The organism is Paenibacillus vulneris (genome assembly GCF_039543185.1).
Lineage (GTDB): Bacteria > Bacillota > Bacilli > Paenibacillales > NBRC-103111 > Paenibacillus_S > Paenibacillus_S vulneris.
Genome location: NZ_BAABJG010000008.1, coordinates 24,374 through 38,465, shown reverse-complemented (window position 1 = coordinate 38,465; position 14,092 = coordinate 24,374). Strand labels below are relative to the sequence as shown.

At 47.0% G+C, this 14,092-nt stretch carries 8 protein-coding genes; 1 reads left to right on the top strand and 7 read right to left on the bottom strand.

Annotated features, from left to right (window positions below; all coding sequences use genetic code 11):
• Nucleotides 1–105: 105 nt before the first annotated feature.
• Nucleotides 106–969 carry an AraC family transcriptional regulator gene (locus ABEA66_RS09850; RefSeq protein WP_345587432.1) on the bottom strand — a complete coding sequence of 288 codons (864 nt, stop codon included), beginning with the start codon at nt 967–969 and terminating at the stop codon, nt 106–108.
• Between the two features lie 154 nt (nt 970–1,123).
• Here ABEA66_RS09850 and shc point away from each other — a divergent pair, with 154 nt between their 5' ends.
• Entirely contained in the window at nt 1,124–2,992 is a 1,869-nt protein-coding gene (shc, locus tag ABEA66_RS09845; protein WP_345587431.1) for a squalene--hopene cyclase, read from the top strand.
• A 69-nt stretch (nt 2,993–3,061) separates the two neighbouring features.
• Here shc and mscL read toward each other — a convergent pair whose 3' ends face one another.
• The 6 genes from mscL to ABEA66_RS09815 all read right to left on the bottom strand — a co-directional run bounded on the left by mscL (nt 3,062) and on the right by ABEA66_RS09815 (nt 13,977).
• Nucleotides 3,062–3,538: a large-conductance mechanosensitive channel protein MscL gene (gene mscL, locus ABEA66_RS09840; protein ID WP_179135975.1), complete on the bottom strand. Its 477-nt coding sequence runs from the start codon at nt 3,536–3,538 to the stop codon at nt 3,062–3,064.
• Nucleotides 3,539–3,941: 403 nt separating this feature from the next.
• Nucleotides 3,942–4,604, bottom strand: coding sequence for a YcnI family copper-binding membrane protein (locus ABEA66_RS09835; protein ID WP_079909964.1), 663 nt, complete (start codon nt 4,602–4,604; stop codon nt 3,942–3,944).
• 133 nt (nt 4,605–4,737) lie between these two features.
• A complete protein-coding gene (locus ABEA66_RS09830) occupies nt 4,738–5,409 on the bottom strand; it encodes a response regulator (RefSeq protein WP_079909963.1) in 672 nt (223 codons plus the stop codon).
• Nucleotides 5,406–6,227 carry a sensor histidine kinase gene (locus tag ABEA66_RS09825; RefSeq protein WP_079909962.1) on the bottom strand — a complete coding sequence of 274 codons (822 nt, stop codon included), beginning with the start codon at nt 6,225–6,227 and terminating at the stop codon, nt 5,406–5,408. The genes ABEA66_RS09830 and ABEA66_RS09825 overlap by 4 nt, the downstream gene beginning before the upstream one ends.
• Before the next feature lie 134 nt (nt 6,228–6,361).
• Entirely contained in the window at nt 6,362–12,745 is a 6,384-nt protein-coding gene (locus ABEA66_RS09820) for a CARDB domain-containing protein (protein ID WP_345587430.1), read from the bottom strand.
• Nucleotides 12,746–12,756: 11 nt separating this feature from the next.
• The gene (locus ABEA66_RS09815; RefSeq protein ID WP_345587429.1) at nt 12,757–13,977 is read right to left on the bottom strand and encodes an S-layer homology domain-containing protein; all 1,221 of its coding nucleotides are present in this window, start codon (nt 13,975–13,977) and stop codon (nt 12,757–12,759) included.
• Nucleotides 13,978–14,092 lie beyond the last annotated feature (115 nt).

Below are 14,092 nucleotides of genomic sequence, written 5' to 3'. Positions count from 1 at the left end.
CTCTCATCCCCTTCTCTCTTCTATCCCTTCAAATTATATCGGATGGGACTTTGGAGCGAACAGAGATAAACTTCATCTGTTTGTTGCCATTATTCAGGTTCTTCCTTAAGGTACGATGCGCCACACATTCGAAAAGCTCTCTTCCAAAATAATATCCTTGCCGATCGCATTTAATAGAGAGTCCCTGTATTGAGACGGGGATTGTCCCATACGCTTCTTGACTATTTTGGAAAAATAAGCTTGCGTCCAGCCAACCTTCTCCGCGACTTCAGATATGGGCAAATCCGTAAATTCGAGATATTCCTTCGCTTTCTCCAAGCGGATCTCTTGCAAATATTGGATCGGCGTCATGCCGGTTTTGTCAAAAAATCGTTTAATCAAATAATTCGGGTTAAAGCCGAACCGCTTCGACAGCAGCCCGAGCGTAATTTTTCCCGCAAAATGCGTTTTCATATAATCAACGATCGGATCGCTGGATTCCTGGAACCCGGTCTGAGTGTAGGGACCCGATTGAACCGAGCCTTTGCCGGATAAAATCGATACCAGCGTCCCCTTTAACCCGGCCTCGATGCTGATAGGATGGAAGCGGCCCGGGTTTCTGGCTTGTAGCAGAGACATTTTATACCATTGCTTGAGCTCTGCCAGCTGGGCGCTGTCGTATGGGCTGAACGATCTGATGGATGAAAAATAGTCGGACATTTCCTTATCCGCCAATCTAAACTTGAAATCCAGCGTAACGCTCTGCCCCGTAAATCGAAAGGCGTGTGAAATCCCTTTCATAAATAAATAAGCGTGTCCTTCCTGCAGATCGTATTCTTGCTGTCCCATCATTACTTTCCCGTGGCCAGACAATACAACCAGGAGCTGATCATAATCGGAGTGAACATGAGTCTCCACCTGACTGCCCTTGGAGTAATCAATCCGCGCTGTCCAAAGCAGCGTCAGCTGGGAATCCCGCAATAGTTTCATAGATACCCTCCGAATCGTAATAATCCTTTTACTCTTTTTCCCTAGTTTATAATAAAACGTTGATAGAAACCAGATAAACGCTCTCTCACACCAAGCATAGCAGACTCCTCGAAGCATACAAATAGAAGATAGACACATGAATCGAGGTGAACCGATGAACCAACACATAATTGCACAAATTCATGAAATGATTGCCCGATTGCAGCAGCTGCAGCAGCAGGACGGCTCGTGGCGGCTCTGCTTTGAAACCGGTCCTATGACCGACTGCTATATGATTCTGCTGATTCGATCGCTGCAGCTTCCGGATCATGAGCCGCTCATTCGCAAGCTGGCGGAACGAATTGTTAGCACTCAGCAGGCTAACGGAGCATGGAAGCTTTTTCACGATCAGCAGGAAGGCGATTTGGAAGCAACCGTCGAAGCCTATTACGCGCTTGTCTACTCAGGCTATTACACTGCCGATGATGCCCGCTTGCAAAAAGCCAAGCAGTTTATTCTTGCCCGAGGCGGTCTTGCCCAAGTAAAAACGATGCTTACTCAGGTCTTTTTGGCTGTCACAGGACAATCCCCCTGGCCCGATAAACTGAAGGTTCCTATTGAATTCATGCTGGCGCCTTCCTGGTTTATCTTTAACATCTACGATTTATCCGGACATGCGAGAGTTCATCTGGTCCCCGTCATGATCTTGGCTAACGCCAGCTACTCCATACGCAATGAGGCTACACCCGATTTGTCCGAACTGTATGCAGGAGAAAAGCTGCCCTTCAGCGGCCACCCCTCCTGGATTGCCGCCATTCACCGGCTGTTGGAAGCGGCTCCGTTCCTCCATGCCCCGCTTCACGAAGCCGCGCTGGAGAAAGCAGAAAAGTTCATGCTGGATCGAATGGAGCCCGACGGCACTTTGCTGACCTATTCTACGGCAACGATATTGATGATTTTTGCCCTGCATTCGCTAGGGTATAAGAACCGCTCTCCTGTACTAAACAAAGCCATTCACAGCTTAAGCACCTTATTGTGTACGAATGAGCATAAAGCCCATTTGCAGGTATCCACTTCAACGGTCTGGGATACGGCTATGATCAGCAATGCCCTTCAGCAGGCAGGCCTATCCTATCAACATCCTGTTATTCAAAAAGCGGCGGAATACCTGCTGCCTCGTCAGCAAACCCGGTATGGCGATTGGGCGCTGCGCTGTCCCGGCACTCCGCCTGGCGGCTGGGGTTTTTCCAATATCAATACACTGTATCCCGATGTGGACGATACTACGGCGGCCCTTAGGGCCATCAAGCCTTACACATTCCAATCACCACAATATAAACAAGCATGGGAAACCGGTTTGCGCTGGGTGCTTGCCATGCAAAATGACGACGGGGGCTGGTCGGCTTTTGAAAGGGAATCTACAGAACGGATGGCCCACTTCTTTGCGTTTGACCATGCAGAAGATATTATATTGGACCGCTCCACCGTTGATTTAACGGCACGCACGCTGTTGCTTCTAGGGAACGAGGCAGGGCAGAGCGTCACCCGTCTTCCTGTGCAAAAAGCCGCACAATGGATCATTCGTCAGCAGGAGCAGGACGGCAGCTGGTTCGGGCGCTGGGGGATATGCTACATTCACGGCAGCAGCGCTGCGGTGACAGGACTGATTGCCGTCGGTATCCCGGTGCATCATCCAGCCCTAGAACGATCGGTCCGGTGGATGCTGTCCATCCAGAATGCGGATGGCGGCTGGGGTGAATCCTGCTACAGCGACATACAAAGAAAGTATGTTCCATTGAAACACAGCACCCCTTCTCAAACCGCATGGGCACTCGATATGCTGATCGATACACACGATCGGCCTAACGAAGCTATAGATCGGGGCGTTCGGTGCTTGATCGAATTGCTGCATACCTCGGATTGGAGATCTGCCTATCCCACAGGCTCCGGCCTTCCGGGAAGCGTTTATGTCAATTATCATAGCGAAAATTGGATATGGCCCTTATCGACCCTCTCCAAATATAGGCGGAAGTACAGCTCGTGAACTTGAAGCAGGTTTTTCATCTTACTGAACAAAAAAACCGCCTTTCGGCGGTTTTTCCATTTTCATCCATTAGTTCATCGTGCGCGGCCCTTCCATGGAAGCGGCTGGCTCCACATAGGCGGTGCAAAACTTGCAGCGGACAGCTTGTTTCGGAATATCCGACAAGCACTCGGGACATTCCTTCGTTTCCTTTTTCGGATCAGGCTTGTCCTCTTGCTTTTTACGAAGACGGTTCAGCTGCTTCACGGCAAGGAAGATAACGAATGAAACGATCAAAAAGTCCAATAAAGTATTAATGAACATGCCGATATTCAGTGTCGGCGCACCGTCGCTTTTCGCTGCAGCAAGAGTATCATAGCTTTTTCCGTTCAAGCTGATGAACAGGTCCGTGAAGTTGACGCGGCCTAGCAGCAAACCAATAGGCGGCATGACGACATCGTTGACAATGGAAGTAACGACTTTACCGAAGGCACCGCCTACAATGACACCGATCGCCAAATCGATCATGTTACCTTTCATAGCAAATTCTTTAAATTCCTTGAGTATCTTGGACGCCATAATAGAATGAAGCTCCTTTTTCCTAGTTTGTCTCTATAATACCCGATTTCCCCCGAACGGTCGATGCCCTAAACAAAAGAACCGCTACAAAGCGGGGCGAAGCTGGTCTAGGCACTTTGCACGGAGCGAGGTTCTATAAGATAGAGAAAAAAAGTCCTTCCGGCAGCTGAGGTGCCGGAAGAGCTTACTATCTAACGACCGATAAATTTCTGAGTGAACGCTTAATTGCAGGAATGGCATTTGCCGATCCCCGCCCCGATAAGAGTAACATTTTGCTCGATAAGTTATCGCTGCCCGGATGATTCCTTCATCATACCAAGCTCCCGCATTCAAGCAGATTTATATCAAAAAAATCGGAGACCCTGGGCAGGACTCCGATAGGTTTAGGCTATTAGCGGCTTGCTTTTCTTTTGGACAGCGCGATGATCAATGCTATGATGCCCAGGAGTAGAGCGGCAATGGATAAGTACAATGGTGCTTGCGAAGCGGCAGGTGCTGCAGCGGCGCTGCCACTCTGATTCGCTGCTCCTGTATTACCTTCAGTTGCCGTCGCTGTATGTCCGTGGCTGTCGGTTGCAGCCCCGGCCGGCTTGGCATTTACTTTGGTAACGGATGCCGGTTTATCGGACCCCGCCGCTCCAACCCATTCAACCACACTTCCGTCTTTATAGGTCTGGTATGCTTTCCAGCTGATGCTTGTAGCGTTATCTGCTACTTTACCTTGCATATTAAATTCGCCGAATTCTGTTGCACCCAATCCTTCTCCGGTTGCAGTCCAAGTAACTGAAGTAATTTTACCGGAAGCATCTTTGGTCAAGTCATATTTCCAGCCCGGCTTTGGCTCAAAGCGGCTGATAGAAACGCTGTCTAGCGGAAACTTGACTTCCACCTTCACGGTAGGAATATCTTTTTCATTGGGAACCCGCACTGTAAACTTCTCATAAGAGCCTTGCACGGACTCGCTAGGAAGCACCGTAACGTGTGCGCTGGCAATACCTCCGCCCAATACGGTAAATAGCAGGCAAATCATGACGATCAAATTTAATTTTTTCATTTGTTCTCATCCCCCCGGGTATCATTATGTCCTTCCTTGCTTTGGTTTAAAAGGGCAGTGTCCAAGCCGAACGCCTCTAAACTACCATTTCAATTTACTCCAAACCGGACATAATGAATATGACCCCATCGGGCTATTTGCGGGATTGTTTTTGACTATACTGTGTCAACCCGTGACGGATGGCATAAGCCGTCAGCTGAACGCGATTATCGAGCGACAGCTTGGCCAATATATTTTTGATGTGGTTCTTGACTGTATTCTCGGTGATGACCAGCTGCTCGGCAATTTGCCGGTTGCTTAGCCCGCTGGCCACGCACATTAAAATTTCTCCTTCCCTTTGGGAAAGCACGCTCGGTTTAGTCTCCTCTGAGGCCTGTGCCGGCGCCGACCGGAACTGATGGAACAATCGGTCCGCCAAGTGACGGGAAATTTCACTTTGATCGTCAAGCAATCCCCGCAAATATATGATCCAGTCATCGGGGTCCATATTTTTGAGCAAATAGCCCTGTGCACCGTTCTGGATCGCCGTAAACAAATCAGCGACGTCATCGGATACGGTGAGCATGACGATTTTGATCAGCGGGTTGAGCTGTTTAATTCTCCGCGTAGCTTCAAGCCCTGACATCCCGGGCATCTGAATATCCATCAGCACGAGATCGGGCATCAGATCCTCGCACATTAAGATGGCCTTCTCCCCGCTATCGGCTTCTCCGACAATGTCAAAGCCCTCTTCGCCTTCAAGCAGCGTACACACAGCTTGGCGCGCCAGCGGATGGTCGTCCGCAATCAACACGCGGTAATTCATGATGGCACACTCCTTTTCACAGATCCTGCTAGGGTTAGGGTCGTCCCGTTCCCGGCTGCGGATTGGATAGTCATTTGAGCTCCAAGCTCCGCGGCATGCTTGCGCATGAGGGTTAATCCGTACCGTTTCGGTGAAGCTTCCTCAGGCTCTGTATCCATGCCGATGCCGTTATCGCGTATACAAAGCCTCCAGGTCTCTCCACTGCCGGAAGCTTCAAGCTCGATGGAGGCATGATCCGCTTCCGAATGCTTGCGGATATTCGTAAATGCTTCGCGGATGATGGCGAACAGCTTAACCTCCGCGGCAGGAGATATGCTCTCCTCCTCCAAGCGGACGGATTGCTCCACAGCGATGCCGGTTATCCCGCTCCACTCCTCTATCCACGCGGTCAGTCGCGAAGAGAATGTAGCGCCTTCCTCCGGCATCGTGCGCAAATTAAAGATGGCCTGGCGGAGATGGTGGTCAATCTCAGAAACGGCGGAACGCGCTTCCTTGAGCTGTCCCTTGCTTAATTGCACGTTTAAGAAAAATAAAATCTGTGCGATATTATCATGCAGCTCCTGGGCCAGACGTTCACGTTCTTCATACACGGCTCGTTTGGCTTGCTCAGCGGATAGCCGTGCACTGATCCGGGTTATGCTCTGAAACATCCATGTTGCGAACAAATAGGAAAGAAATAAAGTCATGATGGTGATATATAAGTTCCCTGTCTCCATGGACAATTGATCCAGCAAAAAATCATGGCGAATGTACTCAAACCCTCCGATAATGAGCGGCGGTACAAGAATCGTCAACCATTTCAGCGTTCTTAAGGACATTTGGAGTTCACTCGTTTCTTTAATCGCTTGATTTCCACCTCATTATACACTGAAAAATAAGGAAATGTCTCCGAGAAATCAGAAAACCCGGGAATGCCATCCGCTTGACGGATATCCCGGGTTTCTGAGCTAGCTTATTCTTTTCTAACGCTGGTTGCAAAATCCGTCCACGGATTTTGAATCTTAATGATGCGTTCTACGTATTCCGTATGACCATTAGGCCAGACTGCCGTAAATCGGAACAGGTATGCCCGGTCCGGCAGCTTTTCAAAGTCGTCTCTTATCATCTGGCCCTTCCAATCCTTACCGTTCGACTCGGCAAGCAACGTTTCCTCCAGCTCGGTATATTCCATATGTACCTTAACCCCGGAGGCTGGCTCATTGGTTGTAGCGGCCAATACAAACGCCTCCCCTGACCAGAACAGATCATAAGGACGAGGACGTTCCGTTTCCCCTGTTTTCCGTAAATTATAGGCTTGCCGGTTCTCGTTCCATTGAGGTGTATGCCTTACAAATCCATCAAGTAGTAAATCTCCGACCGGAACGATCTTGGTAATGGAGTCGGACGCCCCATGAATATCGGTAACCGTAAGGGTGACCCTATAATTCCCCGGATGGTTGTCGGTCGATGTTGATGGAATCTCGGTATGGAGGGATGCAGCTGCCGCAGAATATTCAGGGCCAATAATTTTCCACTCGTATGTTAGAGGATCTCCATCCGGATCCGTCGACCTATTGATCAGCCTTACCGTATCTCCTTCAAATGCAGGCTTTGGCGTCCAGTCAAAATCGGCTACCGGTGGCCGGTTAATCATCATCCAGACTTGAGGACTCCAAGGCGATACCGCATCGTATTGGTCCCAAACTCGAACCATAACCCGCATTTTCTGGCCTGTCGGCAGGTCCACCGGAACGGCCAAGCTGCCGTTGGTTGATTGGGTGTGCTGCCATACTTTGCCGCTGTCGTAGATGACAACATTATTCGCTTCGTTGATAATTTGAATTTGGTAGTAATCGAGCCAAGCCCCAGGGTCCGGATCGGATTGTGACCAAGTCAGTGTCGGACGAAGCGTGTTAATGATCGTTGGAGCTGCTTGTGTCCCATAAGGGAAGCTCATGTAAGCAGCCGGCGGGCTGTTGGTGGCCATCCAACCGATATTACTCCAGCTGGACCAGGCTTCGCCATCGGTTACCCGTACTTCTGCCTGATATTTGCGGCCCATGACCAGCATCGTATCCATCGTCCAAGCCCAGTTTCCGTTGTACGTTCCCATGAATCGGTTTTTCACGCATTCTACGCAGCTGCCCCATTCATCCTTGATATTCAAGTCAAACAGCTCGTACATCGTAGCAGGATCAGGGTCGGACTGATTCCATGTAATCGTTGGCTGCAAGCTCACCGGCGAAGGATTTGCATAGGTACCATCCGGGAATGTTAGGGCTACACTAGGCGGATGATTCGGTGCCGGGATGCAGCTATCGCACACATCAATGATTTGCTCGAACCAATCTGACCAAGCGTTGTACTCATCCGCGACCGCCATATATACCATATAGGTTCCGGATTCCGCAGGACGTACAAGCTTTCCGTCTACGCGCTGGCCGCTTGGGGTAATATAGTAAAATTTCTTTTTGTAAATGCCGTGATTCGTTTCATATCCGGACTGGCAGCTGCCTACGTTATAGCAGCGGTCCGGATCGTAGCTGTAATCAGTCCATGTGACGACATTGTTTCCATCGCGCCCAAGGGCGAAATTCGAAATCGGTCTGCGATGGACAATCAGGTATTGCGTGTACCAATCGGAATATTGCGAGTAATTCTGGAATAGCAAGTCGCCGTTGGCAATACGGTGATCCGGATGCGGATCGTCCGGTACGCGGTAATCGATCTTGTATTTCCCTACTCGATCAAAGACTGGATTTCTTATCGTAAGCGTTTGGCCATTCAACGAAGAAAGGCCGGATTTGCCATCGCCAATATCCAGGAACATGTTCGGATCGACATGCTCATAGTGCCATTGTGTTCTTGCATCCAGGCGAGGGTCGTTCTCGGGATCTTTATAGGCATCCTCATATATGACATTCGTATCCACAATAGCCGTTCCCGGTGTTGCATAAATGCTGTCTGCATCGCTCCATTGGAACATAATCGATTTGAATTGGCTATTATCTGCCATACTGAATGGCCCCATCGTACCACTTGCAAACGTGCTGTCAGAGGCTTGCATGATGAGATTGTTTCTCTCATAAATTTTGAAATCACTGCCCGAGAGCTTAATTTTAAATGATGTCCATGTCCCTTTCTCATAAATATGTGTCGTGCTTTTAATCAGCGTTTTCCGCCCGTTGACGATCTTGTACAGATTGAGCGTGGTGTTTGTCGCTTCCAGGCGGTACATGTTTTGATAGTTTTGAATACGGAAGCCCATCCCTGCTGCCATGTTCACATGATCGATATCCGTCTTCATATCCCAAAGAATGGTACCGTTTGTGATTTGCTGTGACGAAGGCCTAATGAGTTGGCCAAACGTAAACGGTTCATTCGATGTGGTAGGCTGATCCGTGCTTGGAACGTACTCATATACATATCCTTGCGATAAATACTGATTATCCGATGTAATTTTTGCCGATTTGCCATTTGTATTGAGGGGCGCTCGGTAAATGGAGCTTTTGCTAACCGGAGCATCATTAGATAAATCCACAAGTTTTTCAACGTTCTGATAAGAGGTTACATACCTTCCTTCATCATCATCCCAATAGGTGTAAGGTTCTCTGAATGTCTTAAACCCGTAACCATTCTGATAACCATCCTTAAAGTTTTCTAAATGGGCCGAAGGCTTCCCAACCCTAGAACCCGTGGTGATATTGTAATAGTACGTTTCGGTGCCACTTGGAACCCAATTTCCATTACTATCATCATAACCATCCCAACTGCTATAAATGGTTATAACGGTGCCATCCTCCGAAATATTTTCAAAGGAGTTAGAGGCATTAGGATTTAGGTTCGGAATCCCTAAGTCGGTTGGCATTCCAGTATAACCGTCAACCTTGATTAAATGGTTCTTCCCATTGCTGTCGGCTACAAAATTATAATAATTGCCTTTGCCATCCATAGCAGCCGGAGAAAAAATAGTGTCTGGAGCTGCTTCGGGATAATAATACAGGTTTCCTCCCGTGCCTGTTCCTACCGTCTGTGGGAAGGGAGCGACATTATCAAAGCTTGCTGTTTTATACGGTGTTCCATTGCCATCTTTTTTAAAATAGGTAATTGTCCTTGAAGTCAGGTTGATTTCTGCAAAATCTTCTCGTAATTCTGTTCTTTGATATCCGTATTTTCTGTATCCATCACCCCAACGGGCAAATTCACCGCTAACTCTATAGCCTGGACCACTGTTCCAGGTCGCTAACCTATTTCCGCTTGCGACCGGAGTTGTATTCTGCTGCCGTAAATCGGACAATCTCCATCTCGTCCATGTTTCTGCGTACTTATACAAGGCGTTTACGTTATCATATTGAGGCCCATAAGTGTCAACTAGCATAAATTCATCCGTTAACCAGTTAAAGTAACCGATCGATCTTCCAGACAACCCATAGGTATAGTTAAGTTTGATCGGGTCATGGTTTGGCGAAACTAAGTGATCGCCTAGAATGAATTCGTTGTTACCAATGGATGTAGCTTCTTCTATTCGAAGCGTGGTATTTTGAATATTAATCGGCTTGCCTCTAAGTTTGATATTTTCATCCCCTAACGGCAATGAAAATAGCGATGGCCCGTCTCCCGGATATCTGCGACTACTGATCAGAGAGCCATTAGGTCCTGTTGCCCAAGAATTAAAGATACTAGGCTTGTCAAATGTCGTATTCGTCCAGCTGCCGCTTGCTAATTCACTAGCTGGATATCCTGCAACGTTCATCGGACTCGGTTCGCTGGCCTCCCCTGTGACTGTGAATGTGACTTCCGGATTGTCGTTGATAACTTCAACCCAGTAATCCTTAAATGCAGATAACCCGTAACTCTCCGGTTCTTTTGCATAAACTCGGAAGCAGTAATTACCTACTCTTGCAGGGTTAAATGTGAATTCGTTGTTATCGTAGGACGCGTAGGTTTCGTACACGTTGCAAGTCCCGTTGTTATTCCAATCATAGCCGTAGCTCACACGGTAGGTTTCAATGCCATCCCCATCCGGAGAGTACGAAGTATTTTTAAATTTGACAGGCTGGCGAATCATGGAGCTTAAATATTGAAACTCAATGATCGGCGGCTCGTCCGGTGTTACGGTAATGGTATGGTAATCCGGTTCAACGGATTTCAACCCTATGCTATCAAAAACGTCCAAAGTCACGGTGACTTTGCCCGGCTTATTGAAGGAGTTGCTTGAAATATACCCACTCCAGGACGATGTTGTTCCGTCATCCCATACGGCCGATCCGTTCCATTCGTCTCTTGCATGGTCAATTGCTCTACCAGCTGGCGAATAACTTTTATCCGCATCGAGCGACGGGTTCATTGGCCGGTTGACTTTGACTTTGGTTGCCCCGCTAATGACAGGAACCGGTTCCGGTCCAATAACATCCAGATAGGCACATGCTTTGTTGGAAAGGTTGCCTTTATCATCCTGGCTAATCGCACAGACCTTATGAGAGCCGCGTACATTAGCAACAATATTGTTGTAGCTTTTTGCATTGAGAGGCTCTTTCCATTTATAGGTTGAAGGCAAGCTCTGAATCCAGCTATCCCCTTCATTAAAGTACCATGTTCGAGTCACTATATCGTTCGGGTCCGGATCTTCCTCTTTCTTCACCTTTACGCTCACCGTTGCCCCTAGCACTACAGGATCTTTAATTTCGGTGGAACCGGAATACCAGGCAATTTCGAGTACAGGCGGTTTATTGTTAGGATCTGTAATGATTTCGAACGTTTTGGGTCCGACCTCTTCCGTGACGCCGCAAGACGTATGAATCTGCATCTTCACCGAAACAGTCCCCTTCTTAATGCCTCCACCATATTGCCCCATGCCCGAGTCGTAAGAGAAGCGGTAAGATTTATCTTTCGGACTGAGTTGCTCGTACGGATAATATCTTGCGCTGCCCTGCGTGAAGTTGAACTGATGGGATACATAAGTACATCCGTTCCCCCCGGTTACGGAAATGTTTTCCGGAAACATATTGTTGTCTTCCGTGAAATAGATCGTTGACCGAGAGATCGTGAAGTCTCCGGTGATTTTTAGGTCTGGTGGCTTCGTCGGCGGTGTGGTTCCACCATCACATGGAGCAAACGTTTCTTGCAAGGTATTATTGTTTTCGCCTTCAGTCCCTTCAGTAATGTCCTTATTGCTATCAACGAAAATCGTAAAGTTTCGTTCGATCGACGATTTGAAGGTGTAGCGGAACGTTCCGGATTTTGATTCATTGGCCCCCAATCCCCCCGTAAAGGTATGGGTTACAAGTTCCGTTCCATCGACAAGGATAGACACTTTAAAGTCCTTGTTCGTCGCAGCACCTTGATTGGCTACCTTGTAGTTGAAAATCCCTTCTTGCCCTACTTGCGGGCAGGTGTTCATCACTAAAGATTCTACGAGAAGATCAGGCTGGTTGGGCGGGTCGCCTTCTTCGGCTTCAATATATAACTCTGGAACAAAATAGACTTCGCCTCGGAATATGAAACTCCATCCATCATACCAGCGTAAGACATCACCAGGCTGATCATCTCCTCTATCATTATCGTAATAAGCTGTTATATGGAATTTAAACTTATTATTAGCTACATCAACGTAATCTGCTCCAGTTTCGGAGTCCACAATATCAGTTGTTTTGATGGAATGAGGTATTTGATCAGGATCTTTTATAGCAGAAGAATCGTATTTAATTTCACTATCATTGACATGAACGTTAGAAACCTTTTCCAAAGGAATGATAATATTGTTGTTTTCCTCCAAATTAAGACTAGAAATACTTAAACCAGTATCATGATGAATTGTTGCTTTATGGCTATTCGGATCTATAGGTCCATTCATTTGAGTTGGACTATTAACTGCCATCATGTTGGGTATTGGATGATCGGTTTTTGATGGGTATGTACTGTAATGGGTCCGCGGTCGATCATCATCGTCGTACATCCAAACAAAACCATTAGGGTCACGCCACCAATCAAAATATCCACTGTAGGGGTTAGCATTTTTATAAACGGGCTTGGAATCACCCTTAATCGTTTCAATTTGCCACTGATCACCACCAAGGTTTTTTAGAACTGAATACTCTGTTTTGTCTGACTTTCTAATCAATTTTACGCTCTTAATTATTTTCCCTATTGTTTTGGGGGTGACAGTGAGCGGTGGATAATCGTATTGTTTGGTGCTAGTTAAATACCCTCCCACATTACTTACTTTTTCCTTATATGGCGTAATAATTGATGAATCTGGATATTGGATATCTCCTACTGTAAAAGCATCAGCCTTTATTTCAAATAAAGAAATACACATAAAAATGAGAATAAAAGAACCTATCCAATGTCTGTTCATATCAGCTTGCTTTAGTCTCCGTTATATGCTTCATTAATTCGTCCATCGTATATTAACTTAGGACTAGGAACATCGTTCTCATAAAAACCAATTCTAAAGACATCCGATTGCACAAGCGGAGATATAAGTTTACCTTTAGGCAATATCTCAAACGAAGTCTTCACTTCTATAATTTCTTCCCCAGGCTTCCCTACTATACGATTGGAATATTTCTGGGTCTTTTTTCCTTTATTATTAAGAGTGTAAGTACCTAATGGGGCGCTATCATACGCAAATCCATTTGCTTTTAGAATACCAGTATCGTCATATAACCTCTCCATAAAGGCTACACGACAAGAGGTAACATAGTAAGCATCCTGTGGATAACTCTTTATGTAAGTGGTTTGTTTTGAAACTAAAATATAGTTGTTTCCAGCAATATCGTGATATTCCCCATCTGTATCCATCCACTGCAAATCATCAGGCACTAAACTCCGATTCGGATCGTTCGGGTCGTCCATGTCTACAACAACATACTTTTCAACCGAACAAGATACATTTTGGCCTGTTTGCTCTAGCAATTCGTCGCGGAATCTTTCTCCTTTTACAACTCTCGAGAAATATCTCGGCAGCATCGTAATCACATTCGTCTTATGCCAATAAACCTCCGCAGCTGAAATGGCGTACTTATCCTTTGGCAGGCTCGCTCCTTCCCTGATCTTCATAATCCTTCGAATCACCGTGATCGCTTGAGCCCGAGTTGTTGGCTGCTCAGGACCTAAAGTCCCTGCGTCATCCATGCCATTAATAATCCCTTTGGACGTCGCTAGGTACATCCATTTCTTGACGTCGTAATTGGCTTCACCTGTTGCCCTTACAGCAATTCGGGCCATCTCTTCCCTTGTGATCGGGTCGTTCATATGATCGGCAGAAAATTCATCTGCTAGATGGATTCCATTAGCAACGGCTGAAGTGACATAAGGGGCATACCAATCTTTACCGGGTTCATCCTGCTTTTTAAATTTCAGGGCATCAATCACCAGCTTCATGAATTCAGCTCGGGTTACATTTTGTTCCGGACGAAATGTGCCATCCGGGTAACCGTCAACGTACCCTTCAGCTAAAGCAAATTCAATCTGATCCTTACCCCAATGACCGTTTACGTCGGAAAATTGGGGAGCCGCACTAATCCCTCCCATAACAGATAATAATGAAGCTCCGGCAATAACGGCTGCCATGATCTTTTTCTTCATTTCAATACGCTCCTTATTCTCAGGTTGTCCTGCATCAGCTCATAAAAAAGCACCTCCAAACATAGGTATACTCCCTCTGTATGGCGGTGCTTCCGACCCAACAATTATGAAATTA

Excerpts from the sequence above, each read along its gene's own strand:
- shc (WP_345587431.1), top strand. The coding sequence starts at position 1,124 with ATGAACCAACACATAATTGCACAAATTCATGAAATGATTGCCCGATTG.
- ABEA66_RS09815 (WP_345587429.1), bottom strand. The coding sequence starts at position 13,977 with ATGAAGAAAAAGATCATGGCAGCCGTTATTGCCGGAGCTTCATTATTA.
- ABEA66_RS09830 (WP_079909963.1), bottom strand. The coding sequence starts at position 5,409 with ATGAATTACCGCGTGTTGATTGCGGACGACCATCCGCTGGCGCGCCAA.
- ABEA66_RS09850 (WP_345587432.1), bottom strand. The coding sequence starts at position 969 with ATGAAACTATTGCGGGATTCCCAGCTGACGCTGCTTTGGACAGCGCGG.
- ABEA66_RS09820 (WP_345587430.1), bottom strand. The coding sequence starts at position 12,745 with ATGAACAGACATTGGATAGGTTCTTTTATTCTCATTTTTATGTGTATT.
- ABEA66_RS09835 (WP_079909964.1), bottom strand. The coding sequence starts at position 4,604 with ATGAAAAAATTAAATTTGATCGTCATGATTTGCCTGCTATTTACCGTA.
- ABEA66_RS09825 (WP_079909962.1), bottom strand. The coding sequence starts at position 6,227 with ATGTCCTTAAGAACGCTGAAATGGTTGACGATTCTTGTACCGCCGCTC.